27 protein-coding genes and 1 pseudogene are annotated in these 25,844 nt (G+C 60.1%); 12 read left to right on the forward strand and 16 right to left on the reverse strand.

The annotated features are described in order from the left end of the window. The first annotated feature begins 42 nt into the window (after positions 1-42). The 3 genes from P2PM1_RS01545 to P2PM1_RS01555 all read left to right on the forward strand — a co-directional run bounded on the left by P2PM1_RS01545 (position 43) and on the right by P2PM1_RS01555 (position 2,027). Positions 43-777, forward strand: coding sequence for an ABC transporter permease (locus P2PM1_RS01545; RefSeq protein WP_244301383.1), 735 nt, complete (start codon positions 43-45; stop codon positions 775-777). Between the two features lie 44 nt (positions 778-821). Next, positions 822-1,160 carry a hypothetical protein gene (locus tag P2PM1_RS01550; protein WP_186397923.1) on the forward strand — a complete coding sequence of 113 codons (339 nt, stop codon included), beginning with the start codon at positions 822-824 and terminating at the stop codon, positions 1,158-1,160. Between the two features lie 108 nt (positions 1,161-1,268). Then, positions 1,269-2,027, forward strand: a complete 759-nt coding sequence (locus tag P2PM1_RS01555; protein WP_186397924.1) for an SDR family oxidoreductase — start codon at positions 1,269-1,271, stop codon at positions 2,025-2,027. A 367-nt stretch (positions 2,028-2,394) separates the two neighbouring features. On the opposite strand, the gene trbI is transcribed toward P2PM1_RS01555, so the two are convergent. From trbI to trbB, 11 genes are read right to left on the reverse strand one after another with little or no spacing between them, the layout of a single operon-like run. Further along, entirely contained in the window at positions 2,395-3,699 is a 1,305-nt protein-coding gene (trbI, locus tag P2PM1_RS01560) for an IncP-type conjugal transfer protein TrbI (protein WP_186397925.1), read from the reverse strand. Continuing rightward, positions 3,696-4,163, reverse strand: a complete 468-nt coding sequence (gene trbH / locus P2PM1_RS01565) for a conjugal transfer protein TrbH (RefSeq protein WP_186397926.1) — start codon at positions 4,161-4,163, stop codon at positions 3,696-3,698. The genes trbI and trbH overlap by 4 nt, the downstream gene beginning before the upstream one ends. A 3-nt stretch (positions 4,164-4,166) precedes the next feature. Then, entirely contained in the window at positions 4,167-4,991 is an 825-nt protein-coding gene (gene trbG, locus P2PM1_RS01570; protein ID WP_186397927.1) for a P-type conjugative transfer protein TrbG, read from the reverse strand. A gap of 19 nt (positions 4,992-5,010) precedes the next feature. Next, the gene (locus tag P2PM1_RS01575; protein ID WP_186397928.1) at positions 5,011-5,673 is read right to left on the reverse strand and encodes a conjugal transfer protein TrbF; all 663 of its coding nucleotides are present in this window, start codon (positions 5,671-5,673) and stop codon (positions 5,011-5,013) included. A gap of 10 nt (positions 5,674-5,683) precedes the next feature. Then, a complete protein-coding gene (gene trbL / locus P2PM1_RS01580) occupies positions 5,684-6,850 on the reverse strand; it encodes a P-type conjugative transfer protein TrbL (protein WP_186397929.1) in 1,167 nt (388 codons plus the stop codon). Beyond that, positions 6,831-7,040: a hypothetical protein gene (locus P2PM1_RS01585; protein ID WP_186397930.1), complete on the reverse strand. Its 210-nt coding sequence runs from the start codon at positions 7,038-7,040 to the stop codon at positions 6,831-6,833. The genes trbL and P2PM1_RS01585 overlap by 20 nt, the downstream gene beginning before the upstream one ends. Further along, on the reverse strand, positions 7,037-7,837 hold the full coding sequence (gene trbJ, locus P2PM1_RS01590) for a P-type conjugative transfer protein TrbJ (protein ID WP_186397931.1): 801 nt from the start codon (positions 7,835-7,837) through the stop codon (positions 7,037-7,039). The genes P2PM1_RS01585 and trbJ overlap by 4 nt, the downstream gene beginning before the upstream one ends. Further along, positions 7,809-10,259, reverse strand: coding sequence for a conjugal transfer protein TrbE (locus P2PM1_RS01595; RefSeq protein ID WP_186397932.1), 2,451 nt, complete (start codon positions 10,257-10,259; stop codon positions 7,809-7,811). The genes trbJ and P2PM1_RS01595 overlap by 29 nt, the downstream gene beginning before the upstream one ends. Positions 10,260-10,266: 7 nt before the next feature. Then, positions 10,267-10,566 (reverse strand): conjugal transfer protein TrbD, encoded by a 300-nt coding sequence (locus P2PM1_RS01600; RefSeq protein ID WP_186397933.1) that lies wholly within the window; start codon positions 10,564-10,566, stop codon positions 10,267-10,269. Next, positions 10,559-10,942 carry a TrbC/VirB2 family protein gene (locus P2PM1_RS01605; protein WP_186397934.1) on the reverse strand — a complete coding sequence of 128 codons (384 nt, stop codon included), beginning with the start codon at positions 10,940-10,942 and terminating at the stop codon, positions 10,559-10,561. Before P2PM1_RS01605 ends, P2PM1_RS01600 begins: the two co-directional genes overlap by 8 nt. Then, the gene (gene trbB / locus P2PM1_RS01610) at positions 10,932-11,900 is read right to left on the reverse strand and encodes a P-type conjugative transfer ATPase TrbB (protein WP_186397935.1); all 969 of its coding nucleotides are present in this window, start codon (positions 11,898-11,900) and stop codon (positions 10,932-10,934) included. Before trbB ends, P2PM1_RS01605 begins: the two co-directional genes overlap by 11 nt. A 474-nt stretch (positions 11,901-12,374) precedes the next feature. Between trbB and repA the strand changes: the two genes are divergently transcribed. From repA to repC, 3 genes are all read left to right on the forward strand, one after another. Beyond that, positions 12,375-13,589 (forward strand): plasmid partitioning protein RepA, encoded by a 1,215-nt coding sequence (gene repA / locus P2PM1_RS01615; protein ID WP_186397936.1) that lies wholly within the window; start codon positions 12,375-12,377, stop codon positions 13,587-13,589. Beyond that, positions 13,586-14,617, forward strand: coding sequence for a plasmid partitioning protein RepB (gene repB / locus P2PM1_RS01620; RefSeq protein WP_186397937.1), 1,032 nt, complete (start codon positions 13,586-13,588; stop codon positions 14,615-14,617). The genes repA and repB overlap by 4 nt, the downstream gene beginning before the upstream one ends. Before the next feature lie 245 nt (positions 14,618-14,862). Next, a complete protein-coding gene (repC, locus tag P2PM1_RS01625) occupies positions 14,863-16,167 on the forward strand; it encodes a plasmid replication protein RepC (protein ID WP_186397938.1) in 1,305 nt (434 codons plus the stop codon). A 92-nt stretch (positions 16,168-16,259) separates the two neighbouring features. Here the strand turns inward: repC and P2PM1_RS25325 are convergent. Then, positions 16,260-16,391 (reverse strand): annotated as a pseudogene (locus P2PM1_RS25325) (VapC toxin family PIN domain ribonuclease); the annotation flags it as partial. A 142-nt stretch (positions 16,392-16,533) separates the two neighbouring features. On the opposite strand from P2PM1_RS25325, the gene P2PM1_RS01630 reads away from it, so the two are divergent. Both P2PM1_RS01630 and P2PM1_RS01635 read left to right on the forward strand, forming a co-directional pair. Further along, on the forward strand, positions 16,534-16,800 hold the full coding sequence (locus P2PM1_RS01630) for a type II toxin-antitoxin system ParD family antitoxin (protein WP_186397939.1): 267 nt from the start codon (positions 16,534-16,536) through the stop codon (positions 16,798-16,800). After that, positions 16,797-17,093: a type II toxin-antitoxin system RelE/ParE family toxin gene (locus P2PM1_RS01635; protein ID WP_186397940.1), complete on the forward strand. Its 297-nt coding sequence runs from the start codon at positions 16,797-16,799 to the stop codon at positions 17,091-17,093. The genes P2PM1_RS01630 and P2PM1_RS01635 overlap by 4 nt, the downstream gene beginning before the upstream one ends. A 140-nt stretch (positions 17,094-17,233) precedes the next feature. On the opposite strand, the gene P2PM1_RS01640 is transcribed toward P2PM1_RS01635, so the two are convergent. Then, on the reverse strand, positions 17,234-18,292 hold the full coding sequence (locus tag P2PM1_RS01640) for a GGDEF domain-containing protein (RefSeq protein ID WP_186397941.1): 1,059 nt from the start codon (positions 18,290-18,292) through the stop codon (positions 17,234-17,236). Positions 18,293-18,546: 254 nt separating this feature from the next. Here P2PM1_RS01640 and P2PM1_RS01645 point away from each other — a divergent pair, with 254 nt between their 5' ends. Continuing rightward, on the forward strand, positions 18,547-19,254 hold the full coding sequence (locus P2PM1_RS01645; protein ID WP_186397942.1) for a LuxR C-terminal-related transcriptional regulator: 708 nt from the start codon (positions 18,547-18,549) through the stop codon (positions 19,252-19,254). Between the two features lie 135 nt (positions 19,255-19,389). Here the strand turns inward: P2PM1_RS01645 and P2PM1_RS01650 are convergent, their stop codons facing one another. After that, the gene (locus tag P2PM1_RS01650) at positions 19,390-20,319 is read right to left on the reverse strand and encodes a recombinase family protein (protein WP_186397943.1); all 930 of its coding nucleotides are present in this window, start codon (positions 20,317-20,319) and stop codon (positions 19,390-19,392) included. A gap of 282 nt (positions 20,320-20,601) precedes the next feature. Here P2PM1_RS01650 and P2PM1_RS01655 point away from each other — a divergent pair, with 282 nt between their 5' ends. Beyond that, on the forward strand, positions 20,602-21,708 hold the full coding sequence (locus P2PM1_RS01655) for an RHE_PE00001 family protein (protein ID WP_186397944.1): 1,107 nt from the start codon (positions 20,602-20,604) through the stop codon (positions 21,706-21,708). Positions 21,709-21,963: 255 nt separating this feature from the next. On the opposite strand, the gene P2PM1_RS01660 is transcribed toward P2PM1_RS01655, so the two are convergent. Together P2PM1_RS01660 and P2PM1_RS01665 are read right to left on the reverse strand one after the other, a co-directional pair. After that, positions 21,964-23,322 (reverse strand): ATP-binding protein, encoded by a 1,359-nt coding sequence (locus P2PM1_RS01660; protein ID WP_186397945.1) that lies wholly within the window; start codon positions 23,320-23,322, stop codon positions 21,964-21,966. Then, positions 23,319-23,978: a response regulator transcription factor gene (locus P2PM1_RS01665; protein ID WP_174033602.1), complete on the reverse strand. Its 660-nt coding sequence runs from the start codon at positions 23,976-23,978 to the stop codon at positions 23,319-23,321. Before P2PM1_RS01665 ends, P2PM1_RS01660 begins: the two co-directional genes overlap by 4 nt. Positions 23,979-24,122: 144 nt before the next feature. Here P2PM1_RS01665 and P2PM1_RS01670 point away from each other — a divergent pair, with 144 nt between their 5' ends. Beyond that, the gene (locus P2PM1_RS01670) at positions 24,123-24,440 is read left to right on the forward strand and encodes a PepSY domain-containing protein (RefSeq protein WP_174033604.1); all 318 of its coding nucleotides are present in this window, start codon (positions 24,123-24,125) and stop codon (positions 24,438-24,440) included. After that, a complete protein-coding gene (locus tag P2PM1_RS01675) occupies positions 24,433-25,755 on the forward strand; it encodes a ferric reductase-like transmembrane domain-containing protein (protein WP_208985163.1) in 1,323 nt (440 codons plus the stop codon). The genes P2PM1_RS01670 and P2PM1_RS01675 overlap by 8 nt, the downstream gene beginning before the upstream one ends. Positions 25,756-25,844: the final 89 nt, after the last annotated feature.

Here is a 25,844-nt window from a genome sequence, read left to right on the forward strand (position 1 = left end):
AGAACATCGACCTGGCGCAGCTTGGCGACGATCTCTTCGGGCTTGTGCTTCTTCTGGGGCATTCCAACGTCCTCTCTACGGCTCAATAGCCTACTTCAGGGAGGACCACTTTTCAGGGGGCAGACCAACGTATCGCCCATCGCAATAGAACGCCGCGCTTGGTTCAATCCTAACCTCGAATCCCGATGGAACATGATGCCCGCGCTCATCGCCGCGCTCAGCATGATGCAGACCCTCATGCTGGCGGCCCTCTCCGTGGCACGCGAGCGCGAACAAGGCACGTTCGACCAGTTGCTGGTCACGCCGTTGACGCCGCTCCAGATCCTGATCGGCAAGGCGCTGCCCTCCATGCTCGTCGGCATCCTCCAGTCGACACTGATCTTCCTGATTATCCTGTTCTGGTTCCAGATCCCCATGAACGGGTCGGTCTGGCTGCTCTATCTGGGACTCGCCATGTTCACGCTTGCCTCGGTCGGCATCGGTCTGTCGATCTCGGCCGTCTCGCTCAACATGCAGCAAGCCATGCTCTACACCTTCATGCTCGTCATGCCGCTCATGCTGCTGTCGGGCCTGCTCACCCCTGTGCGCAACATGCCCGCGATCCTGCAGGTCGTCACCTGGGTGAACCCGCTTCGCTTCGGCGTCGATCTCGTCCGCCGTGTCTATCTCGAAGGCGCGACCTTCCACGATGTCGCCTTCAACTTCGTGCCGCTGCTCGCAATCGCCGCTGTCACGCTGCCGCTCGCCGCGTGGCTGTTTCGCAATCGCCTGTCTTGATGAGGATTCACACCATCGCGACTGTGCAACATGGAGGCTGACCAATGCGCTTGAAAAGACGTCAGATCGGCGCGACACAGTTTTGTGAAATGCAGGTTGGCAATGGCTGGAAGCACCTGACCGGCGTGGCGGAGGTCGCGGCGGTGCTGCGGGCGTTCGACCTGCCGACCGATGCAGAAAACCTGTTGCCCTATCTCCAGCTTCCCGCTGCCGGGCGGAATACGCCGACCGAACTTGGCTCGCGGCTTCCCGACGCCGACCCTGGCGACGGCCTTCCGCTGTTGCCTGTCGTCCCGCGTTCGTTCCGCGACCACATGCTGCACGAGGTGCATGTCATCAATGCTGCCCGGGGCATGGTGCGTCGCTTGATGCCGCGAGCCTAGGCGGAGTAATGAGCGGACTCTTCGGACGCTATCAGGTAAACACCCTCAAAGCCCATATCGGCCCGCCCGGTTGGGAATACGTCGGGTGATGGGGAAAGAGAGGTTCTGATGTCCAACAGAGTTGTGGTGGTTACGGGCGGATCGCGTGGTATTGGCGCCGCGACATCCATGCTGGCTGCTGAACGGGGCTATGCTGTCCTTGTCAACTATGCAGGAGATGTCGCGGCGGCTGAGGCCGTCTGCGCGAAGATACACAGCAGTGGCGGCACAGCGTTGATGGTGCAAGGCGATGTCTCTCATGAGCCTGATATTGACCGTATCTTTGAGGCCGCAGACCGCATGGGCAGGCTGGTAGGGCTGGTCAACAACGCTGGCATTGTTGACGCGACGGCCAGGGTCGAGGATTTCGACTTCGCGCGGCTCTTGCGGATGTTTTCGGTTAACACCTTGGGGACCATTCTGTGCTCTGGGCGCGCTGTAAAACGCATGTCCACGCGGTATGGCAATCAAGGTGGATGCATTGTGAATGTGACATCTGCCGCCGCCAAACTTGGCTCTCCCGGTACTTACGTGGATTACGCGGCATCAAAGGGCGCAGTAGATACCTTCACTGTCGGACTGGCGCTTGAGGTTGCAGCCGAAGGCATCCGGGTAAACGGCGTCTCCCCCGGAATTATCGACACTGACATTCATGCCTCCAGCGGCGACCCAGGGCGAGCTGCTCGAATGGCACACGACTTACCGATGGGTCGGACCGGCACGGCGCTTGAAGTCGCCCAAGCGATCTTATGGCTGATGTCGGGCGAGGCCAGCTATACTACCGGCTCCGTGATTAATGTCGGTGGTGGGCGCGGAATAATCCCCTAACTTTGCACAGCCCTGGTTACAGGACGCAGCTAGCCCTGCCGTAGTACGTGCTAGGGCAGCTTTCAGACATCCAAGTGGTAGACTAGGATGCCTGAAATGGTGAAGCGTTTCGAGTGCCGGCAGGCGTACGAAGCCCTCTCATGCAGGAACCCGCGGGCCACGGTCGATGGCTATGGGGGATCTCGAACTACGGCTGATGTCGACGTTGGTGCGACGACCGTAGAGAGGCGCAGGAACGGATGCGGACAGGCGACTTCGCTGCAACCGTCGCGCCCTGCTCAAAGGCCATGCATGCGAAGCCATCTCGGGCCGTAGCGCCCTTCCTGCAAAACGGGTTCGTGCAAGGGGTCAACAGCTGCCGTTGCACCTACCGAAGGGCACCGGGAAACATGATGTCCTGTTCGACCAGCACATTGAACCGGTATCCCGGCCGGATTTTCAAAGTGGGTTGAACATTGAGGTTGCGCGACAGGGTCTGCTGCGACATCTGGCTGAAGCTTTCAGCAAATGAGCGCCTGGCGGCATCCTCGGCGCTGTTGGCGGTGCCGAACGCGTTGCGATCCTGCGGGATCATCATGTCGGTGCCCGCACCGATCAGGGCAACGAGGACAGCCGAGCCAAAGGTACGGAAATAGTGATTGTCGACCTTATCTCTGACCCCGCCATACCCTGCGGCATCGGTTCCAGCCATACCGCCGAGCTGCAGCGTCGACCCATTCGGGAAGATAATATCGGTCCAGATGACCAGCACGCGGTTCTGCCCGAACGACACGTTGGAATCATAGCGACCGAACAGCTTTGCGCCCTGCGGGATGAGGAGATGCCGGCCTGTAGCGCTGTCATAGACATTTTGGCTGACCTGAGCCGTGATGCGTCCGGGAAGATCGGAGTTGATGCCGGTTATGAGCGTTGCTGGAATGACCGAGCCGCGCTTGAGCTCATAGGGCGACATCTGTGGCACGACCGGGTTCGGCAGATAGCCAAGCTCCGCGATGTCCTGATTGAAGAAGCGTTCTTTTCCAGCCTGCCCGTTCGGATCGCCGTTGGGACCGGTGAGTCCACCTTGCATGGCGGCGGCATAGAGATCGAGCGCGCTTCGGGGCCGTCCAGACGGGCCAACCGGGGTGGTTCCAACCGATGGCTCGGCGGAAGGTTCCCGGTTGAGGTCATTGATACTGACAGCAATCGGTGAATCGTAGGCGGCATCGTTAGCTTGTAGCCGCGCCATGCGTTGCCTGTGCTGCTCACGTAAATATTGCTCGCGTTGTTCGCGCTCAAGCCGTGCACGCCAAACCTCTTCGGGTTCGAGCTGTGATGTGGCAGGCTGCGGGGCGGTTTGAGGTGCAGTCTCTGCTGCCGGGAAGGGATTGGTAGCGGTTTCTACCGCTGCGGGCGGCTGCGGCTGGAATTGCGGTTGCGCCGGCTCACCGATGATGCCGTCAGGAACGCCGCGGGTGAGCTGGTCGGCATAGGTTGAAGCCGATTGCGATCCGGCCGCACCAGCACCGCCATCGTCGCGAAACCGCAGTCCGCGCGATGTCAGCCCATAGAAGATGACTGCAAGGAAAATCACTACCAGAGCAATGGCGCCAATAATCGGCAGCCGGTTGAGACGTCGGATTTTCGGGGTGGCCGCGGTGTCAGTGCCGCCGAGCTTCAGCGACTGCGTCATGCCGCACCTGCCGAACCATGCTGCAGAATAGAGAGCGGGCTGACCGGGGTGGCACCATCAGTGCCGGGCTTGTACATGCGGGTCAGATCGAAGCGCGCGGTCGACAGCCTGACCAGAACGGCACCCTCGAACTCGTCGACGGTATAGGCAAGGGCAAGGATATTGGCTTCATCGGACTTCTGGTCAGTGATGACGGCATAGCCCCAATTTTTCAGGGCTGCCTCAAGAGCTTGACCGAATGGGGAACCATCTGGCGTGAACCGGATCGTCGTGCTGCCGGGGCCGGCCTGTTCGGCAAGCCTGCCGACCATGTCGCCGGCGATGCTGTTGGCGGCTTCCGGCGACAATTCTGCCGTTACTGTGCTTTGGATCAGCCCGGCTTGCCCCAGCGTCTGACAGGCTGAGAGAAGACCGGTTAAGACGATGGCAGCGATGAGGCGACCGAACAGGGAGAATGTACGCATCCCCTACCCTCCCCGCCGGATGGTGATTTTTTGTTGCTGGCGGCCGACGCCGGAGACGAGGATGGCGTGATCGATATAATAGTCGACCACCATCATCGAGCCTTTCATCCGGTAGTTGACGATGCGGTTTTCACCGCCGGAAACGACGAACAGTACCGGCGCGTCCTGACCGGAAAGCGAGGATGGAAACTGGATATAGGTCTTGCTCCCATCGCTATAGATCCGTGTCGGCCGCCAGCGCGCCGTGCCAGTTGTGCGGAAGCCGAAGTTCAACTGATCGGCGGGTACACCGGCACCTGGAACGATGCTGGCTTCCATGCGTGCATTGATTTCGGCAAAGCGGGCATTGACGTCCTCCGGATAGTCAAAACCGACCCGGGCCATATACTGGCTTTGATGCGATTTGAGCTGGATGTGATAGGTGCGCCGCGAGGTAGTCACCACCATGGAGGTGACAAGTCCGGCCTCCGAGGGCTTGACGATCAGATGCACAGCCTGACCGCCGGGCGCGCCGGAGGTTGCCGGCTCGACCTTCCAGCGCACCGTGTCGCCAAGCAGCACGTCACGGACGATTTCGCCGGCTTGCAATTCGATATCGCAGACCTGTAGCGGTGAACAGACGACTGAAGGCTGGACCTCGCCATAGAGGAAGATGACCTTGCCGTCATTGCCACGGGTTACAATCCCCTGCCTCGATTGCCACTGTCCGGAAAGACCCGTTGCGCGTGCCTCGTTGGCGTTCAGCGCTTGTGCCTGAGCAGACGCCGGGAATGCCGACAGGAGGAGAGCCGCGCAGAAAACAACGCCTCTTGTCCTCGAAAAGTTCATGATACTCTCCTGCCGGCACTCACAGTTGCGCCGTCCACTCGAAATCTCTCAAATAAAGCCCGATCGGGTTGAAGCGAATGACCGCTTCGTCCTGCGGCGGGGTCAGCGTCACCGTTGCAATGCCGCGGTAACGACGCGTGCCAAGTTCCTTGCCCTGCCGGTCGCGCTGGAATTCCGTCCAGTCGACTTGATAGCTCTGGTTCGACAGAGGCACGATGTTGGTGACCTCGATGGCGACGGTCATGGTAACGGCGCGATCAAATGGCGAATTGCCCCGGAACCAGGCATTGATCTTCTCGGTGGCGGGGTCTGATGTGCGCAGCAGCGCATAGGTACGATCGATATATTGCTTCTGGACGACGGCATCTGGCGTGACCGAGCGGAAATTGCTCACGAAACTGCCGAGCGTGGCGCGCACGACCCTTGCATCGGCATATTCGATCTGCTGCGGGAACCCGGCACTGACGGCTGTTCCGAGGCGATCGACCTCGACGATATAGGGAACGAGCTTGACCTGCGTGCTTTGATAAAGCGCATAGGAAAAGCCTATCACCGCCATCAGCATGCCGGTGATGCCGACGATGCGCCAGGCCCGCGCCGCCATCACATAGGAGCCATAGCGCTCGTTCCACTCCTGGCGCGCGGCAAGATAGGGGTTCTCGGGTGGATTGCGTCCGGCCATGTCTTGTCACTCACGCCCTGTCGTCGCTGGAGGGTTTGCGTGTCGATCGGCCCTGGGCCTGGTCGAGTTTCGAATTGGCAAGACCGAGCGTCGAAGCGCCCCATGTTCCCGGAACGCCGATTGCCTTGTCACGGGCAGCACCTGTCAGTGCGCCACCGGCAGCACCGACTCCCGATGCCATGCCCTTGAGCGCTGCCGCGCCAAATGAGGAACCCGCGGCACGGGCATCCGAATAAGCGGCCGCCCCTGCCCTTGCGCCACCGGCGGCAAGGGCTGCACCACCGACCGCAGAGCTCGCGGCATGCCCGCCATGGCGGATGGTTTCCATACCGCCGGTTACGGATACGCCCTGCACGACACCCTGAATGATGTTGGGCACATAGATTGAGATGATGAAGACGACGACGGAGATACCGGCAATGGCTAGTGTCGAAAGATATTCGTCCGAACCTGCCGGGCCACTCGCCAGATTAACCAGGACCTGCGATCCAATGCGGGCGATCATCACCAGCGCCATCAGCTTCATGCCGACACTGAAGGCATAGACGAGGTAGCGGACGGCAAAATCCTTGGTGAAGCTTGAGCCTCCAAGGCCCAGCATGATCATGCCGGCGAGCAGTCCGACATACATTTCCACCATCACCGAGATGAAGATCGCGGCAACCAGGCTGAAACAGATGACGACGACGATCATGGCAAAGACCGCAGCAATGGCGAGCGCATTGTCTTCGAAGAGGCCGAACTGGGCCTTGCTCGACATGGCGCTTGCGACCTGAAGGCCGGCATTGAAGACATTGGCCGGCGAGGCCGAGCCACCGCCGGCGCCGATCTGGAACAGGCTGTCGACCATCGCCTTGGCGAAGGCAGGTCCCTGTTCGAGAATGAAGACGAAGAGACCGATGAACATGATGCGGCGCACCAGTTCGGCAAACCATGTATCGAGCGATGCGGCTGCCAGTGCCAGCCAGACGGCGGCTATGCCGATCTCGATGCCGGCAAGGATCCAGAACAGCGAGCGGGCCGCCTGCAGGACGGTTGTCTCCCAGCCCTGGGCGGCACTTGCCACCTCGTTTTCCAGATTGGTAAGGAGCGAGCCGTCCTGCGCGAAGGCCGGTTCGATCAGGATCGACACGCCAAGCAGGATGATGAGCGCCACCCTAATTGCCAACGGCGTCATTGTCCTGCTCCTCTTGGGTTCCCCAGCGCGGCCGCATTTCCTGGCCGCCGGTCGTGTCGAATTGCAGGGGAGCCACGGGAGCAGGAGCCGCTGAGGCCGGCGCGTCGGCCGGATTTTGGGCAATCCAGACCGTGACGCCGATGCCGATCACAACGAAGATGGCTACAACAATGAAGAAAATCCTGTTCACCAGCGGGGCTCCATCATTTGGCCGCCGGAACTTGACGGTGCGGTTGATCTGAAAAATTCCTCACGCCGAGTCTGGGCGAGATCCTTTGCCGCCTGTTCGGACTGATGCCAGGTGGCCATCATCGTCATTTGCTGGGAGACCAGCCCGCGCAGCTTCTGGGACTGGGCTACCTGCTGGGCGGCAATCTGATGTCCGACCTGAAGAGCTTGCATCTGGCCGACCGCGCTTTGCGACATCGACCGCAACTGCGACATGGTCGCTTCCTCGCTGCCAAATTGTTCTGCGGTGAAGCCGGCGGCGCGCAATGTCGATGCGATGGTGTCGCGATTGGTATCGGACCAGTCCTGATAGCTTGAGGAAAAGCTCTCGCCATTGGCAAGGCCGGTCCTGAACTCGGCAAAGCTCTGGAACCGCTGCTTGAGCACATCGTCGATATTGCCCATTGAGAATGCGATCCCCTGCCCCTGATTGACGAGGCCCTGAAGGCGGGTGAGATCGCTTTCCACCTGTCCCCAGATATGGTTTGGGAGCTGCAACGTGTTTTGCAGCATGTTCTCGTAGATCCGGATCTGGTTCTGGATCTGCTCGGCCAGTTGCGTGATCTGCTGCACCTGGTTCTGGATTTGCTCAGCCGACTGGCCGACCAGCCCCACCAGCTCGGAATTGTTGAGGATCTGCGTCCATTCCGTCGCCTGTCCGGTGACAGCGCCGGCATGAGCGGGTGCAGACGGGATTGTGCTGGTGATGGTGACCACCGCCAGGGCGATCTTAACGGTGTGCGAGAATGGTTTCGGCATTGCCGATCCCCCTTTCCGTAAGCCAGACCTTGGGCCAATTCGAGCCATGATCATGGCAAAGCTGCTCGATGCGTTTGAGATCGTCCTTGCCGGCGGCGCCAACGAAGGAAAGTGCGACCGGTCCGAGCGCCATGTCGAACAGACGTCTTCCTTCGGGCGAGGCGACGTAATATTCGCGTTTGGGCGTAGCCAATGCCACGATCTCGATCTGGCGTTCGTTGAAGCCGATGCGCTCGTAAAATTCCCGGGTGCCCGGTTCGCGTGCCGCGCCATTCGGCAGGCAGATCTTGGTCGGACAGCTTTCCTTCAGCACATCGATGATGCCAGAGCGCTCGGCGTCCGATATTGATTGCGTGGCGAGCAGAACCGCGCAATTGGCCTTGCGCAACACTTTCAGCCATTCGCGGATTTTGTCTCTGAATGTCGGATGGCCGAGCATCAGCCAGGCTTCATCGAGCACAATCAGGCTTGGCGCGCCGGTCAGGCGCTTCTCGATGCGACGGAAGAGGTAGAGCAGCACGGGCACGAGATTGCGCTCGCCCATATTCATCAGTTCCTCGACCTCGAAGCACTGGAAGGTGCCGAGCGTCAGACCGTCCTGTTCTGCGTCAAGCAACTGGCCCATCGGTCCGTCGACGGTGTAATGGTGAAGCGCATCCTTGATCTCGCGCAGCTGCACGCCGCTGACAAAATCCGACAACGAGCGGCCGGGCGCAGACGCCATCAGCCTGATCTGGCGTGAGATCGCATTGCGATGATCGGGCGTGATCGTCACGCCTTGCATGGCAACCAGCGTTTCGATCCATTCGGCTGCCCAGGCGCGGTCACCATCACTGTCGAGCTCGGCCAGCGGACAGAAGGCGAGCATGGCATCGCCCTCCCCTGCCCCGATCTCGTAATGATCGCCCCCAGTGGCCAATGTCAGCGGCAGAAGTGACTTGCCCTTATCAAAAGCGAAGATCTGCGCATCGCGGTAACGTCGGAACTGGGCTGTGATCAGGGCCAACAGGGTCGATTTGCCAGATCCGGTCGGGCCGAACACCAGAGTATGGCCGACATCATCGACATGAAGATTCAACCGGAACGGGGTGGAGCCGCTCGCCACCTGCATCAGCGGTGGTGAATTGGGTGGATAGAATGGACAAGGTGCGGTTGCGCTGCCCGACCATACCGAATTGACCGGGATAAGGTCGGCGAGGTTGCGCGTGCTGATAAGCGGTTCGCGAATGTTGGCGTACCAGTTGCCCGGCAGTGATCCCAGATAAGCTTCAGTGGCGTTCAACGTCTCGATCCGCGCACCAAAGCCTTCCGCCTGGATCAGCCGGCGAACCGCCTCGGCCTGTTCACGCAGGCGGTTATCATCATGGTCGAACATGACGATGATTGGCGTATAGTAGCCATAGGCAACCAGTTGCGATGCGGCTTCTGCGATCGCGTCCTCTGCTTCGGCCACCATCAGCATGGCGTCCTGGTCGACGGACCGGCTCTGGGTCTGGAACAACTGGTCGAAGAAGGGGCGCACCTTCTGCTGCCACTTCTTGCGGGTGCGCTCAAGCTTTTGCCGTGCGTCCTGCTCATCGAGGAAGACAAAGCGACTCGACCAGCGGTAGGTCAGCGGCATCAGGTCAAGGTGGTTCAGAATGCCAGGCCAGCTTTCTGCTGGGAAACCGTCTATGGCAACGACTGCCAGATAATGGCTGTCGACCATCGGCGACAGTCCATGATGGAATTCGGCCGTGGCCAGCCAGTCGAGATACATCGGGATTTCCGGCAGGCGGACCGGATGGTTCTCGCCGACGATGCAAAAGCGGATGAACTGGAAGAGTTCGTCGTAGCGGGCTTCGCGTCCGGTTCCGGGATCAATAACGGTCCGCGTGACCATGCGGCGGATCGAAAGAACGTTCGCCAGATATTGCTCGACCTCACGTATCGATGTCCGAAAACTGTCGAGAACGGTATCGGCATAGGTCTCGGAACGGCTTTCGGCATCGGAATAGACATAGCGCGCCATCGCCGAACGACGCCGCTCGGGCGGGCGATAAGTGAGGATCAGCGCGTGCTGGCTTTCATAATGGCCACGCTCGGCCTCGAAATGAGCACGCCGCTCATTATCGATAGCTGCCGTCACTGCGTCAGGGAAATAGCTCTCTTCGCGTGACGGGTAGGAAACGGCCGGCACGCGCACGGCCTCGACCTGGATCATCCAGCCGGAGCCCAGTCGCGACAGGATCGCGTTGATCTGGCGCGAGACCTCGTTACGCTCTTGATTGGTCGAACTTTCCGAATCCGGACCGGCGAAATACCAGCCGGCCATCAGGCTCCCATCCTTGAGCAGGATCACGCCATTGTCGACCAGCCCGGCATAAGGAACGAGATCGGAAAACGACGGCTGTGTGTTGCGGAACTGACGAAGTGCGACCATGGGCGGATCAGTACCTGCGCCATGGCGAGGACGTCGGGTGGTAGGTCTGCCGATAGCGAACGTGGCGCAGATAGACCTGTCGCATCATCGGATCGGCCTTGGCCATCATCCGCAATGCGCCAACGACACCAATCCAGATTGCGATGCCGAGCAGCGCAGAGAACCAGGTCAGCACGACAAAGATCAAAATGACCGTCGCAAGTCCGGTCAACAAAACCAGTTCGCGATCGGCCCCCATCAAATGGTTCGGGCGCGACAGCGCCCGATGAATGCGGGATCGTGCGAGCGGAGCGACTGGCTCAGCCATCACCGCCCTCCCCTGCCCCGCCCTTTCTTGCAAGGGTCGACTGGACAGTTTCGACTGTGCCGATAGATGCGCCGGAAGCGCCGAAGAGACCAACGATCTGTGTCGCCCCCAGCAGGATGCCCGCGACCAGCACCACATACATCAGCCGTCTGGCAAAATCGTTCAGCTCGCCGCCGAAGATCAGCATCCCGCCGGCGACGGCAACTGCCGCCAGGGCAATGAAGCCCGCCACCGGCCCAGTGATCGATTGCTGGATCTGCTGCAGAGGCCCCTCCCAGGGGAGACCGCCGCCGCCAGCGGCAAGAGAGGGTCCCATGGAGAGGATGAGAACGGTGAAGCTCACCGTCAGAAAGGTGACGGTCCGGCTATGCTGCATCGAGGTGCCCCTCTTCCGGATAGGTTTCGATCTGGTAGTTGCCGTCGCGCCAGGCTTCGACATGGATGACTTCGCGCACCCTTCGTCCGGTTGGTGTGCGCTCGATCGAAACGACGAGATCCACGGCCTCGCCGATCACGTCGTGCATCGGTTGCTGGCTGGCTTCGGCGGTCAGTTGTTCCAGCCGTCGCAAGGCCGAAAACGCATTGTTGGCGTGGATGGTGGTGATGCCGCCCGGATGACCGGTATTCCATGCCTTGAGCATGGTGAGCGCGGCACCATCGCGGACCTCGCCGACGATGATACGATCGGGCCGTAACCGCATGGTGCTCTTTAGCAGCCGGGCCATATCGACCGTATCGGTGGTATGAAGCTGAACCGCATTCTCGGCTGCGCATTGGATTTCAGCCGTATCTTCCAGAATCACCAGCCGGTGTTCCGGCGATGTGCGCACCATTTCAGCGATGACGGCATTGGCGAGCGTCGTCTTGCCCGAGCCTGTGCCGCCGGAAATGACAATATTGAGGCGTGCCTTGATAGCTTTCTGGATCAAAACTGCCTGCGCAGTCGTCATGATGGCGCTGCGGACGTAATCCTCCAGCGGGATCAGGCGCGAAGCTCGTTTGCGGATTGTAAAACTTGGACCTGCCACCACCGGCGGCAGCAACCCCTCAAAGCGGTGGCCACCTATCGGCAACTCACCGGAGATAATCGGTTGGTCTTCATCTGCTTCCGTTTGCAGCGCATGCGCGACGCTGCCGATAATGATTTCGGCAGCCCCTGGCTGCAGGACACCCATGCTGTCGATCCCCTGCCCCAGCCGCTCGACGAACAGCCTTCCATCCGGGTTCAGCATGATCTCGACCACGGATGTGTCCTCGAGCGCTGAACAGATCGTCTCGCCAAGCGCATCCTGCAGCTTGCGCACCAGACGGAGGTGGGAGCGCGACGCGGTCATGCCAGACGCCTGCCTACGCACAGCAAAGCCAACCGCATACGCCCAAACGTGGAATGAGTAAGTTGATGCTGCCGCATGTGGAATCGCTGCCCCCTTTTGATGGGGCTACATCAACATCAGATCGGCAGATGCGTCAGCCCGGCATAAATGCCGGGTCCGTGCCACAGTGAGTCGCGATGATTCCTTGCCGAACGATTGGCTAAGTACAGGAAATCAGCTTGCAGTGAACTCTGTTGCCCCTGGCATTTATGCCGGGCCTCGACACGCTACGAATTCTCATGCGGGAGATTGCCAAGTGTATGAAAATAAAAAGAATATTAGTGACAACGATGATCGGCGGGTCGCTCGGTTGAGCATACGTTAACTTCTCGTTAACCTTAAAGCGCTGGACGGCGTAAGGAAACTATGTCCTATGTTTGTCGGGAGAAGGTCGCTAAAACGCCTTGATGCCGCCAAACGAGAATCGGGACGACAATGCAAGCTACACTGGTCAGCGCTCAAACTTTAGAGGACCCCGCCGACAAGATTGTGCGGCATGCAGCTTTGCTGTCGGATCACCTGCAGGCTCGGCGTGAGCAGATGTATCCGCCAAATGCGGAGAAGTCTCTACGATATTTTATGACCAATGAGGTCTCTAAGCTCACTTCTATACCCGAGTCGACACTAAAGCTGATGTCGAATGAGGGTAAGGGACCGGCTCCCGCGCGACTTGAGAATAATCACCGCGCCTACACGCTTGCACAGATTAACGATCTACGGCGGTTGTTCGCCGAGCAAAGGCCAACAGAGGCGCTGCGGTTTCTGCCCCATCGCCGTGAAGGCGAGCATCTTCAGATACTCGCAATTGCAAACTTCAAGGGCGGTAGTGCGAAGACAACGACTAGCGCCCACCTGGCGCACTATCTGGCACTACACGGATACCGGGTGCTTGCGGTGGACCTTGACCCGCAGGCGTCATTGTCGGCTATGTTCGGATCCCAGCCGGAAATGGATGTTCACCAGAACGAGACAATCTATGCCGCGCTTCGGTACGACGAAGATAGAAGACCCATCAAGGAAATTATTCGTCCTACCTACTTCACTGGCATTGATCTCATTCCGGGTAACATTGAGGTGATGGAGTATGAGCACGAGACCCCTCGCCTGCTAGCGGAAGGGCGATCTGGGTCCCAAGAAATTTTCTTCGAACGCCTCAGGCGCGTAATAGCCGATGTTGAAGATGAATATGATATCGTGATCCTCGACACTCCACCGTCGCTGGGCTTTTTGACCCTCGGTGCAATCTACGCCGCCACGGGCCTGCTGGTTACTGTGCACCCAGCTATGTTGGACGTGATGTCAATGAACCAGTTCCTACTGATGATGGGTGACCTTATCTCTGTAATCAGGGATGCAGGTGCCGTTCTTCACCACGACTTTTTGCATTACGTTGTGACGCGGCATGATCCGAACGATCAGTCGCAGGTGCACGTCGTTTCGATGTTGCGTCATCTCTTCGGTGAAGACGTCCTGGTTCCTACCGCGATAGAGAGCGCAGCAATTGAAACGGCGGGGCTCGCAAAGCGAACATTGTATGAGCTTGAATCGGGGAACATTGCAGCGGCTACGGTAAAACGTGCCCGAGAATCTATCGATGCGGTAAACGAGCAGATTGTTTCTCTTATTTCTGCGAGTTGGGGGCGGGCGTGAGCAGGCGGAGCGGCAAGTCTATCTTGGCTAATTTCGGGTCTTTCGCAGATGTGAAGGATCAGGACGATCGGGAGAATACCGATACTCCAAAGCGGGATATGCCTGGGCCGACCAGAGCGCCCGGCCGGGTGGGGGCTGGTGTCATTGGGGCAACGCAGAGGTCTCTAAACGACCTCATTGAACAGCGAGACCGGTTGCAGGCTATCGTTGAAAGTGGCGGAAATGTTGAACTTTCACCTAATGTGATCGTACCGTCGCCGTTTCCCGACCGACTCGCGGACGACACAGACAAGGAGTTCGAGGAGTTTAAGCGCTCATTTAAGGAGACTGGTCAAAAAGTGCCGATCCAAGTCCGGCGGCACCCTGAGAAGGAAGGAGTATACCAGGTTGTTTATGGGCACCGACGCTGGCGAGCAGCGAAGGAGCTAGGGATTGCGCTCAAGGCTGTCGTGGTCGAATTAGACGACTCGGAGCTGGTAGTCGCGCAGGGGATCGAGAACGGTCAGCGTCAGGACCTTACTTGGATAGAGCGGGCGCTTTTTGTTGCGACAATGGACGACGCGGGCATTAGGACGAAAGATATTCGTGCTGCGCTGTCCATTGACGACGCGGAACTAGCGAAGATGCGGAGCGTATGTAGGGTAGTCCCGCGGGATATCATACGATCGATTGGCCGGGCCCCTAGTGTTGGGCGGCCGCGCTGGCTTGAACTGGCAGCCGCTGTTGCCGCGCAGGGGGCTGAGAAAAAGCTGCGCGAAACCTTGTCAGCTGACAAGGTTATGGCCATGGCGTCCGATGCCCGGTTTCGAAGGGTGCTTGCCTCTCTGAAGGAGGCCTCACCGGAAACAAAAAACTTAACAAAACTATATGGGCTAGGCGGTCAAGAGCTCGGCACAATCGCAGTTGCTAAAGGCGTCGTTAGGATCGCGTTGCCAACGTCTCGCGGCGCTGACTTTGCAGAGTTTCTGGAGCGAGAGTTGCCGTCCCTCGTGGAGCAGTACGTCTCGACGAAAAGCGGCGATAGCTAACGAAAACCTTGTCAGATGACAAGGATAATAGCGAAGGCAGCAAGCCTGTATTTGAAACGCAAACGTAGGAAAGGGTCGCAAGACAAAGAGCAAAAGAAAAAGGCCCCCGAAATGATTTCCGGAAGCCCTTCTCTGCGTGTGGTAGCCAGAGAATCGCATTTCCCGGAATCGCAGTCAAGGCCTAACGGCGGCTGAACCTCAGTTCGACGGACAGATTTCTTTTGCCTAGCGATAGGTGAAGGACAATGCAAACGCATATCTCAACGACGCCCTTCGGGCGGCGAACGATGACGCTTGGCCAGATTGCAAGCCAGGCAAGAGCAAAGGCGATGCCGAAAGAGGCAGTCGCCAATAAATGGCGGGTGTTTCAGGACATCCGCGAAGCCCGCGAACTGCTTGGCGCAACGGATCGCTCGCTGGCGATCCTCAACGCCTTGCTGTCTTTCCATAGGGAAACTGAACTCTCAGCCGACGGAGAGCTCATCGTATGGCCATCGAACGAGCAGTTGATCGCCCGCGCCAACGGTATCTCGCCGGCGACGCTCCGGCGGCATCTTGCCGTTCTGGTCGAATGTGGATTGATCATCCGCAGAGACAGTCCGAACGGCAAGCGCTTTGCACGCCGCAGCAGGGCAGGGGAGATCGAGCAGGCCTATGGCTTTGACCTGTCGCCGATCGTCGCTCGCGCTGCTGAATTCAGTGATCTGGCAGAAGCAGTACAAGCCGAGAAGAAGGCCTTCCGTGTCGCCCGGGAGCGTTTGACGCTGCTACGGCGCGATATCGTCAAGATGATAGATGCCGGGATCGAGGAGAGAGTGCCGGGGAACTGGGGCAGGGTGCTTCAGACCTACCAGACCGTCATCTCCAGGCTTCCCCGTACGGCCTCGAGGCAGCTCATCGAAGACATTTGCGCCGAGCTTCACGAACAGCACGCTGAAATCCGGGATGTGTTGGAATCCTTTGCAAAAACCCAGAAACTGAACGCCAATGAGTCTCATTCTGATCGCCACATACAGAATTCAAAACCAGACTCCATTTCTGAATCTGAAGATAGCTTTCGAGAACAAGAAGAAGCGAGCGGCAGCGTTGCGGAAACCGACAACGTACGGGATTTGCCGAAACGGGATTTGCCGTTAAGCATCGTGCTGGATGCCTGCCCGAATATGCGGGAAGTTGCTCAGGCTGGCGAAATCCGCCACTGGCGCGACTTTCTGGCCGCAGCGGAACTGGTGCGAACGATGCTGGGGGTCAGTCCGAGCGCTTGGGCCGAGGCTCGCGAGGCCATGGGCGAGGTTCAGGCGGCAATTGCGCTTGCGGCGATCTATCAGCGGGCGGACCAGATCAATAGCGCCGGTGGCTATCTACGCAGCCTGACCGGCAAGGCACGCGAAGGGAAATTCTCGACCTGGCCGATGGTGATGGCACTGCTGCGGGCGCGGCTGGACGAGGGGAAGCACCCACAAACTGCGGAAAGTGTGACATCGCGACCCGGGCCACGGCTCGAAGTATCGGATTCGCTTCTGAACAGCCTGCGAAAGCGGAACCGGTGAACCCGTTGTGTTCGTCGCCTGACAGAAGGTGCCGGATCAATTGGGTGGAATTGGATGGAAGAATAGCTAGCCGCAGGATGTGCCGATCTCCTCGGATTGTAGAAATCGATCTCGAAGCTGCGGAAATCCAAAATGTTGCGTGTTGCAAGGGTGAGGTTGCGCGCGATAGCGGTAGCGCCGATCAAGCCATCCATTGACGTTAGACCGCGACGCCTTGAAAGGCCATCAAAGCTCCTCAAGCTAGCTCGGTTCCCGAGAGCCGGGCCCGAAGGGTGACGCTCAAATCTTCATCATCCGTGCAATCAGGACTTGATAACAGTTATTAAATGCCTCATTTTCGGAAGGAATCAGGAACGAGGTGACGTCATGATCAGTGCCGACCTGGGCAAACAACTGGAAAGCTACGTCAAGCAGCTTGTCGATACGGGCCGCTATGGCTCAAAGAGCGAAGTTCTGCGAGAAGGCGTCAGGCTGATTCAAGATCGAGAGACACGTCTTGCTGCGCTGGACGCTTCGATCATGCGTGGTGTTGCCGATGCTGAAGCTGGCCGAACCGCGCCGGCCGGGAAGGTGTTCGATCGACTTGAGGCCAAGTACAAGGCTATGGCTCAAGAGGCAGAACCCTCCGCATGATCGTGGAACTCTCGGATGAGGCGGAAGGCGACCTGGAACGGATCGCCGACTACATTGCGCGGGACAATCCCCGGCGGGCGCTATCCTTCATTCAGGAGCTTCGGACCAGCTGCCTGGAGCTGGCAGACACGCCGGAGGGCTTCGCGTTGGTGCCTCGCTATGAACGCCACGGCATTCGCCGCAGGGTTCATGGCAGTTATTTGATTTTCTATCGCGTCCAGCGAGAGCGGATCATTGTGATCCACATCCTTCACGGCGCGACCGACTACGCGGAAATCCTTTTCGCGAGTTAGTTCGGCCGTAGCCGCCCGAAGGGGCTGGGGCACCTTGCCCAGTTTTGGGGTGCCTTTCTGGGCGCGACCCGGGAACTGGCGAAGTCTCTCGGACTGGTGTGACTCGGATTACGGGTCAGCACAAATGGCCGTAAAGTAGACTATTCCTCAATTACTACGCTGCCGTCTCTGTGCTTTTTCGCACGATACATGGCCGCGTCGGCTGTCCGCAGAAGAGTTTCGAAGTCCACGCCGTTTCGGGGAAAGAGCGCGACGCCGATGGAGGCAGAGCAGGAAATTTGCCGGCCTTCGATCGCGAAGGGCTGTCGAAGAACATTCGAAATGCGGGAGAATATTCTCTCCGCATCAATCGACCGGAGAGGATCATCGACACAAATAATGAACTCATCGCCACCGATGCGGCCGCAGATATCGGAGTCCCGTATGCCGGCGCGGAGCCGTTCGGCAACTTTGCGCAGAAGTTTATCGCCCACAATATGGCCGTAGGTATCATTGACGCGCTTGAAGTCGTCGAGATCGACGAATGCCAGCGCCAGCCTTCCTTCAAGGCCTCTTTGAAAAAGCCGGTTTTCAACCAGCGTCTTGGTGAAGCTGGGATTGGGCAAACCAGTCAGATCGTCGTGGTTTGCCTTGAAATGGAGCTCATCTTCGCGCGCCTGAAGGTGCTCGACACGCTGTTCCAACTCTGCTTGCTTGCGAGCGCTCTCGTGCAGCATCTCCGTCATGCGCGCACAGCCGAGCAGGGTTGTAACTGCCGGCAATTGATCGGTTTCGATGCGGATAGGTTTCCCGCCGGTGGCATCGGCCAGCAGAAGCAGAAAGCGATGCTTCCCGTGCTCGATCGGCAGATAAGCGATCGCCGGATTGTCTTGTTCCGGAATCAGGCTTCCATATATGCTTGATACGGCCTCGTGTTCGATCATTTCCGGTCCACATCTAGGCCCGAACAGCGTGGCTGCCGGGACCTCGATGCTCCACATCTGGCCAACCATGAATCGATCAGTTGAGAATACGCAAATGGCGTCACCGTGATCATCGAACCGAAGCAGGGCTGCCCAGCATTCAGCCCGATCCACGAGGATGTGGCTGATGGCGATTTCATAGGCCGATGATGGGTCACGACATTCCAGCACTGCCGAAATCTGGAGCGCCAGATCATCCCGACATGTTGCGTCATCGGGAAGATCGATGCTGCTCAAGCCACAGTGCGCCAGTTGCGAATACCCCGATTGCTTCATGATGACGCTGCAAAACTCATAACCCGTACAAGTCGACCGGAGGCGATTTTCCCCGACGTGCGCCCGAGATGCACCCGAGCGTAAATATGAGCCGATATTATTTTGATCTGCCGGATCGCACTCCTCGTCACCTGAACAGTTTTCAATTGGTGCAAGCTGATGTAAAATAGTGATAGGGAGGAATTGAATAAATTTAACTGTTTACGGAGAGTGTGGTGCAGCGTCTCGCCGAGCCCGTCATGTCAATCTGTTCGGCGAATTCGGCGGTGGAACTGCAGCTGGCTTTGCAACTGGGTGTCGAGCGCTTCGGGTTCCAGAGCTACAACCTCTCATTCCGAAAGAAAGATCGTCGCGAGTTCATGTCCCAGCCGACTATCACGAGCTGGAGCAACGAGGATCTGGCGCGCTACGCTGACGAAGGATGGGTAGATAGGGACCCCCTGCTTGAACTGGCTGGGCGACCCACCGCGCCAATGGCGTGGACGCCCGCGCAATGGAGTTCCTCCGCTGAGCACGCAGCTTACGGACGGTACATCGCCAGTACGGGGATTGTGAGTGGCGCGACGGCACCGCTGGATCAGCGCGCGGATACGCTGAGTGCGATAACCGCCCTGTCCTTCATTGCCGGCCCCAGAAGCCGAAGCGATGCATACGCTATCCAGATACTTGGACAGATCGCGGTCACCCGGGCGGCGGTGTTGGGAATTCCGGGCGCTGACATTGCCGGCTTCCAGCATTTGCGCAGGCTTTCGTCACGGCAGATGGATATCCTGCAATGGGTGGCGCATGGAAAATCCAACGCGGATATAGCAGTCATCGTTGGCGCTTCGAAGCGGACCGTTGACTACCATGTTGCGGAAATTCTCAGAAAACTTGAAGTCGCCAGCAAGGCGCAGGCTGCCGCGATCTACTCCAGCCGCTGAGGCGACGATCGAGACCATCCGCAAGATGATTGCCAGGACTTCGGGCTGTCATCGGGTAAGCCCGGCAGTTTCTGGTGATGCTTGATATGGTCCTTCTTGGCGAAGGCGGCACACCGACCGTGGTCTAGCCAGAGATTACACTGTCTTGCTTGGCAAAAGCCCGGATCGTTTGGCGCGATCGAGCAGGTTTTTGACCGAGGAAGGCGACCATTTTCTTCCGCCGCGCGGTGTGCGCTCATGAAGTCGCTCGAGCTGGCTGGCGATTTCGCGCAATGTCAGGCCGGGATTGGATGAATGAATGCCGGCAACCAGGGTCATCAGGCGATCTTCCGGCAGGCGAGGCGGTGACTTGCGGAGCAGGGCTTTATCAGCCATGCCCTCGGCCACCAGCCACTTCACCGCCCGACGAAGGCGTTCCGGCGTCCAATCGAGGCCGCGCTGCTTCAGCACGCGGGCGACATCGTCCCAAGTATGATCGGGCCGCAGACGCTTCACGGTCGGAAGCCACTGGTTTGCCGATGCCTGGATGCGTGTTCCGTAAGCGGCCTTCTGCGCAGCTGTCATTTTAGCCAGCGCTTCCGGCCGGCGCTCGCGTATTCCAGGATTGCCCGGCAACCGCCCCTTGGCCTTGGCGGCTTTTATCCCGGCCTTGGTGCGTTCGGAGATCAATGAACGCTCCAGTTGCGCCACGGCGCCGAGCACCTGCAGCGAAAACATGCCCTGCGGCGTCGTCGTGTCGATTGGATCGCGCAACGACCGGAAATGCACGCCTTTTTCTGTCAGCCCCTCGATGACCTCGAGAAGATGGCTGACGGATCGCGCCAGGCGATCGATCCGGACAACGATGAGGGTATCGCCACTGCCGATATCGCTAAGGAGCCTGGACAGGGCAGGGCGCGCGCGTGATGCGCCGGACCCGTGTTCCTGGACGATCGTCTCGCAACCGGCCGCACGCAGCTCCATTTCCTGCGCTTCGGTTGCCTGTTCGTCCGTCGACACCCGCGCATAGCCGATAAGCCGGCCCTGTGGTCGACGGGAAGCACGATTTTGCATGTCAGCGGCCATTTGCAACGCCTGAGAGAGTAGGGAGGGTAGATTTCCAAATACAGAAGTTGCAGATAAAGGATCGTTTGTAAACGTCTCTTGAGGGCCTTTCTGACAACCGAACGCTCCAAAAACCCCGGAAAAACAGGCTCTCTCGTCGATCTGAGCGCTGAGTGCCGTGTCCCTTGTTCAATCCTGAAGGCCGCAGCGCTCATTATATATAGAGGCGCCAGAAAATTACCGGTGTGACAGAAGCGAAACGCATGATAGCTTCCGTATCGAATTCGAATCACCGTGTTTTCAATGGCTTATGAAATCGGAAAATTGACCCATGAGACCCTCCTGGGGCCGATCGCGGCCGCGGAGGACGCGCTTGCCCGGCTTGATGAGCGCGTGGCCCGGTCGGAGGTCGGACCGGGCTTTTCTAAGCGGGCAGATTTCTTCGATTCCGTTTCCAGTATGTGGGTCGGCGGCGAACTCGTCCATATCGAGGACCTGGTTCTCCACGATGCACAGATGGACATTCGGGCGCCCAGCCATGAGCTTGTTATTGCGCACCGCATTGTCCGGGCGCGGCGCCGCGTGTCACGGAACGATCCCGGCTGGTCGATTTCCCGGGCGGGGATCATGGCGCTGGCTGGCGTCGCGGAGGAACCTTCCGCCGAAGCCGAACCGGCCGATAGGGGAGGGGAGGGAGTGGAGCTCGACTTAGTCGATCACGATGCACTATCGCCCGAGCTGGCGGAGATCGACGAGGTACTCGCTCGCACCCAATGGCTGGTCAATGGCAATGCGGCTGTCGAACAAAGGAAGCGGGTATCGGAAACAAGCGTCGGAGAGCTGGTCATTCGCGATCCGGATTGGGATGAGGGCGAGCGGATCGGCGAGTGGCTCGATCTGGTCAAGAAGGTTGAAGGGCTTCCGGCCACACTCGCCGCAGCGGTTCTCTGGGATGCATGGGAATATCTCGAACCCCTACAGCGCCAGCACTGGCTCGGGCAGGTGCTCGTTTCGGATTTCCTGCGATCGCGCGGAAAAGTGCGGTCTCACCTGCTGGCCTATGCGGTTGGGCTGCGTGACATACCGCGCGAGCGTCGGCGAGCCCGTGATCGGACGACCAGGCTGATTGCTTACCTCGACGCGATGAACGCAGTTGCCGCCGCCGGAATGAAGGACATCGATCGATTGACACTCGCCAAGCGTCAGCTAGAGCGCCGCGCGATTGGCAAGCGCTCAACGAGCAGTCTCCCTACTGCTATTGATCTTCTCCTTTCGCGGCCAATCGTGTCTGCTCATATGGTTGCAAAAGCCGCGAAGGTCACGCCGCGCGGGGCCTTGAACCTGGTTAGCGAGCTCGGCGTGCGGGAGATGACGGGGCGAGGGCGGTATCGGGCGTGGGGGATCCTGTGACTGGTTTGCGCCCTCCTTCCGGTCGTTGGGTAGTCTCAAATGAATTCCCAAGAACTGCTGGTCCGGTTAGTGCCTCATGTGGATCATTGAGCTTTGGGGCGGCTGCGCGACTGTCGTTTCTGGTTGGGATGGGCGCCGGCGGCCACGGAGCGGAGTCTTCTACTGGAGGGCTCGGCGATCGCGGAGATGATGAGCGACTACGCGGTATTGCGGGAACAGGCGCGGGTGTGCTGATCCTCCGGCACTTGTCGCGGATTACGCGTCGCGCCCGGCGCCGAACCCGGGGCTATCGGTCGGCAAAATGAGTGATGCCTCGAAACCGGAAGATGCACCAGGCCGCGGCGATCTCAGAACGAGAGAGCTTCCGATCCGGTTCGCGATGGCCGCGACGATGGCTAGGCCAAGCCCGCTGCCATCGGTGCTTGCGTTCGCCCGTTCAAAGCGTGCCGTCAGGCGGTCGAGCATCTCGCGCGCCACGACGGGACCATCGTTCGCGACAACAAGGCGGCCGTCCGCAGTCAGCGTCACCTGGACAGCCAAATCTCCGGCTCCGTGCCGAAGGGCGTTTTCGACGAGGTTTCGGCACAGAATCCCGAATGCGTCGGGATCGAGGTCCGACATCACTGGCACGTCGGGCAGGCTCAGAACAATTCGATGTTCAACACTTGTTTTCGCCAGCTCATCGGTCACGACGCGGGCCACGGGGCGCAGATCCGACAGTTGTTCCTGTCGAAGACGCCCGCCTTCAGCCCGGGCAAGCTGCATGAGGCGTTCGGAAAGCCGGGTCAGGCGCTTGAGCATCGCCTCGATTTCGGCGGCCCGCGCTTCGGTGGCCGGCTCCTGTGTCTCCGCCCTCAGCCGCTGCGCCTGAGCGAGGGCGCCGGCCAACGGCGTTCTCAACTCGTGAGCCGCGTTCGCAGCAAAGCTGCGCTCGGCCTCGAACGCCTCGCGCAAGCGGGCCAGAAGGCCGTTGAGCGTCTTGGCCAGAGGACTGATCTCCATCGGCAGCCCCTCGGCAGGAACCTCCGACAGGTCGCGGGCGCCGCGCGCCTCCAGCCGAGCGCGGAACCGACGCAGCGGATCGAGGCTGAAGCGAACGGCAAGAATGATCACCATCAGCGCGATCGGCAGCATGATGAGCAGCGGCAGGCCGAGGCCCATCTGGATCTCACGCGCGACCGACGCGCGATGGGCCAGCGGCTCGGCCACGGTGATCCGGATCGTGTCCTGAAGCGCTGCGTCGCTGTAGAACCGGTGGGTGGCGGTCTGCCGGAACCCGGGTCCGTCCCAGGGCGGGAATACCGCCGCATCGGCCGCGTGGGATTGCAGCAGGATGCGCCCCTCGGCATCCCGCACGAGGTAGGTGAAGAACTCGTCGTGCTCCCGGATGGGCGCGAGCCGCTGCGTCACGCCCTGATCTTCCCGCCCGACGATATCGGTGACGGCCAGCGGCAGGATCCGTTCCGCAGTCTCTCGCAGAGCGCTGTCGAAGACCTCGTCCAGCTCGCCCCTGACGATGACGGCCGTCACCGTCGCCGCGACCAGCCACAACACCGTTAGCGCCAGGCCGAGCGACAGGCCGAGTCGGCCCTGAAGGCTGGCCGGCCATCTCATGGACGGCCCAGCCTGTAGCCCATGCCGCGCTCGGTCTCGATCACCGTGCTCCCGAGCTTCTTTCGCAGGCGGCTCACATGGACCTCGATGGTGTTGCTCTCCACCTCGGCGTCGAAGGCGTAGAGCTTTTCCTCCAGCTGCGCCTTGGACAGAAGCTGACCGGGGCGCGCGAGAAAGGCTTCGAACAGCGCCCATTCCCTTGCGGTCAGTTGCACCGCCTTGCCGTCGCGATGGACGCTGCGGGCGGAGAGATCGATGTCCAGCGGCCCGTGTGTGACGATGGGGTTCGGGTTGCCGCTGTAGCGTCGAGCGACAGACCCGATCCGCGCGGACAACTCAGCGAGATCGAAGGGCTTCACGAGATAGTCGTCGGCGCCCGCGTTCAGCCCCTCGATCCGGTCCGACACCTGGTCGAGCGCAGTCAGGATGATGACCGGCGTTACGTCTCCGCGCGCGCGCAGGCTCTTCAGGAAGCCGATCCCGCGACCGTCCGGCAGCATGAGGTCGAGCAGGATCAGGTCATAGGCCGTGGTTTTCACAGCGTCGCCGGCCGCATCTAGGCGCATCACCCAATCGACCGACTGCCCATCGGCCGCGATCTGGTCGCGCACCGCAGCCCCCAGCACCGTGTCGTCCTCAATCAGTAGGATGCGCATGCTCGTCCCCGTCCTCTTGCGATGACCCTCCATGATCCGTCTGGCTGACACGAAGCTGAAGCGGCGGGGTACGTCCCTTCAGGCTACCGTCAGCTTCGCCGCGCATGAATTGCGTCACGATGGCCGTAGCGAGGAGTTTGGCCCATGAAGAAGACATTGACAATTCTCGGCTTTCTCGCGGTCCTTCCGGCCGGTGTCGCGCTGGCTGACGACGACTGCTTCGTGCCGATGGCCGACTGGCAGCCGCGCGACGCCGTCGCCCGTCTGGCCGAGGAGAACGGCTGGACGGTGCGCCGGATCAAGATCGACGACGGCTGCTACGAGATTGACGGCCGGGACGCCGGGGGGCGCCCGATCGAGGTGACCGTTCATCCGGCGACGCTGCAGGTGATCGAGTTCGAATACGAGGACGACGAGGGCGATCGGCGCGACCGGGACCGAGAGGGAGGCGACGATGACTGATGCAGTGCATCGCGCCAGTGATGTCCCGGCGCCCGGCTTTCCGACACTGCCCATGATGGGCCCGTTGCTCGTGGCGTTGCCATGCCTGCTGGCCGCACTGCTCGGGTTCAACAGCTATTCGCCCTATGGCGCGGATGCCGCGCTCGGCATTGCCGTTGGGGCCGCGGCGGTCGTCGCAATGGCGCAGACCCTGATCCTCGCCGCACGGCCGCCTCTGGTGGAGCCATTGTTCGGCGGACTCGACCGCATGTACCGGGTCCACAAATGGCTGGGCATCTCCGCGATGGTTCTGATGATTTTGCATCAGCAGATCGAGCCGGACTTCGAGCGGACAGTTCGTGAAACCGGCCTTGGTGAACTGGGTGAGGAGGCGGGCGAGTTCGCCTTCAACGCGCTTCTCGCGCTGATTGCTGTCAGCTGGTTCCGGCGGTTGCCCTTCATCGGGCTGGAAATCCCCTATCAGATCTGGCGGTTCAGCCATCGTTTCATGGGCGCCCTATTTGCCATGGTGGTCTTTCACCAGTTCTTCGTCGACATGCCGACGGGGGTAGATCCATCGCTCTCGATGCTTCTGAACACATTCGGCATCGCCGGAGTGATCGCGTGGATCTATACCGAATTGATCGCCCCACGCCTGCGGCGTCGGGCGTTCACCATCACAGAGATCAGCCAGACCGGGGACACCACCACGGTGACCCTCCGCCCCGAGGGGCGGGCCATGCGGTGGCGGCCGGGGCAATTCGCCTTCGTCCGTGCGCCGGAGGCGGGGCTGTCCGAGCCTCATCCTTTCACGATCGCCAGTGCCCCGCGTCCTGACGGCACATTGGCGTTTTCGGTCCGGGCCCTCGGCGGCTGGACACGGGATCTGCCTCGGGCGCTCCGCGCCGGGACGCGCGTGCAGATCGAGGGCCCCTATGGACGGTTCGACTTCCGCAAGGGTGGTGCGCGCCAGATCTGGCTCGCCGGCGGTATCGGCATCACACCCTTCCTCGCCTGGGCGGAAAGCCTGACCGAGGCGGAGAGGCGCGACATTCACCTCGTCCATTGTGTCCGAACGCAAGAGGACGCGATCGGGGTAGAGACGCTGCGCGCTGCGGTCGCCCGCAACCCGAGGTTCAGTTTCGAGGTGGTCGTCACGACGCGCGATGGCCGGCTCACGGCCGAGCGCCTGATCGGCGCGGCGCCGTTCGCGGTCAAGGATGCCGATCTGTGGTTCTGCGGCCCGACCGGCCTGAAGGACGGGATCCTCAAGGGCCTGAAGGCACAGGGCCAGATGCCGCGGCGGGTCCGCTTCGAGCAGTTCGAATTCGTCTGAGTAGGGGCCTGTCACATCGCCACGCCAGCCGTGTGGCTCTCGCCTGCGCCTTTTGGCCCCGCTCTCACCCGCGGGGCCTTTTCTTCCTG

This window comes from Stappia sp. P2PMeth1, from assembly GCF_900185735.1.
In the GTDB taxonomy this organism is placed as follows: Bacteria; Pseudomonadota; Alphaproteobacteria; order Rhizobiales; family Stappiaceae; genus Stappia.

Coding starts and splice junctions, on each gene's coding strand:
- trbI (WP_186397925.1), bottom strand. CDS start 3,699: ATGACGCAGTCGCTGAAGCTCGGCGGCACTGACACCGCGGCCACCCCG.
- P2PM1_RS01635 (WP_186397940.1), top strand. CDS start 16,797: ATGATCGTGGAACTCTCGGATGAGGCGGAAGGCGACCTGGAACGGATC.
- trbL (WP_186397929.1), bottom strand. CDS start 6,850: ATGACGCCGTTGGCAATTAGGGTGGCGCTCATCATCCTGCTTGGCGTG.
- trbH (WP_186397926.1), bottom strand. CDS start 4,163: ATGCGTACATTCTCCCTGTTCGGTCGCCTCATCGCTGCCATCGTCTTA.
- P2PM1_RS01675 (WP_208985163.1), top strand. CDS start 24,433: ATGACTGATGCAGTGCATCGCGCCAGTGATGTCCCGGCGCCCGGCTTT.
- P2PM1_RS01595 (WP_186397932.1), bottom strand. CDS start 10,259: ATGGTCGCACTTCGTCAGTTCCGCAACACACAGCCGTCGTTTTCCGAT.
- repA (WP_186397936.1), top strand. CDS start 12,375: ATGCAAGCTACACTGGTCAGCGCTCAAACTTTAGAGGACCCCGCCGAC.
- trbJ (WP_186397931.1), bottom strand. CDS start 7,837: ATGCCGAAACCATTCTCGCACACCGTTAAGATCGCCCTGGCGGTGGTC.
- P2PM1_RS01665 (WP_174033602.1), bottom strand. CDS start 23,978: ATGCGCATCCTACTGATTGAGGACGACACGGTGCTGGGGGCTGCGGTG.
- P2PM1_RS01555 (WP_186397924.1), top strand. CDS start 1,269: ATGTCCAACAGAGTTGTGGTGGTTACGGGCGGATCGCGTGGTATTGGC.
- P2PM1_RS01605 (WP_186397934.1), bottom strand. CDS start 10,942: ATGCAGCATAGCCGGACCGTCACCTTTCTGACGGTGAGCTTCACCGTT.
- P2PM1_RS01600 (WP_186397933.1), bottom strand. CDS start 10,566: ATGGCTGAGCCAGTCGCTCCGCTCGCACGATCCCGCATTCATCGGGCG.
- P2PM1_RS01575 (WP_186397928.1), bottom strand. CDS start 5,673: ATGGCCGGACGCAATCCACCCGAGAACCCCTATCTTGCCGCGCGCCAG.
- P2PM1_RS01650 (WP_186397943.1), bottom strand. CDS start 20,319: ATGGCCGCTGACATGCAAAATCGTGCTTCCCGTCGACCACAGGGCCGG.
- P2PM1_RS01670 (WP_174033604.1), top strand. CDS start 24,123: ATGAAGAAGACATTGACAATTCTCGGCTTTCTCGCGGTCCTTCCGGCC.
- trbG (WP_186397927.1), bottom strand. CDS start 4,991: ATGAACTTTTCGAGGACAAGAGGCGTTGTTTTCTGCGCGGCTCTCCTC.
- trbB (WP_186397935.1), bottom strand. CDS start 11,900: ATGACCGCGTCGCGCTCCCACCTCCGTCTGGTGCGCAAGCTGCAGGAT.
- repC (WP_186397938.1), top strand. CDS start 14,863: ATGCAAACGCATATCTCAACGACGCCCTTCGGGCGGCGAACGATGACG.
- P2PM1_RS01550 (WP_186397923.1), top strand. CDS start 822: ATGCGCTTGAAAAGACGTCAGATCGGCGCGACACAGTTTTGTGAAATG.
- P2PM1_RS01655 (WP_186397944.1), top strand. CDS start 20,602: ATGGCTTATGAAATCGGAAAATTGACCCATGAGACCCTCCTGGGGCCG.
- P2PM1_RS01630 (WP_186397939.1), top strand. CDS start 16,534: ATGATCAGTGCCGACCTGGGCAAACAACTGGAAAGCTACGTCAAGCAG.
- P2PM1_RS01660 (WP_186397945.1), bottom strand. CDS start 23,322: ATGAGATGGCCGGCCAGCCTTCAGGGCCGACTCGGCCTGTCGCTCGGC.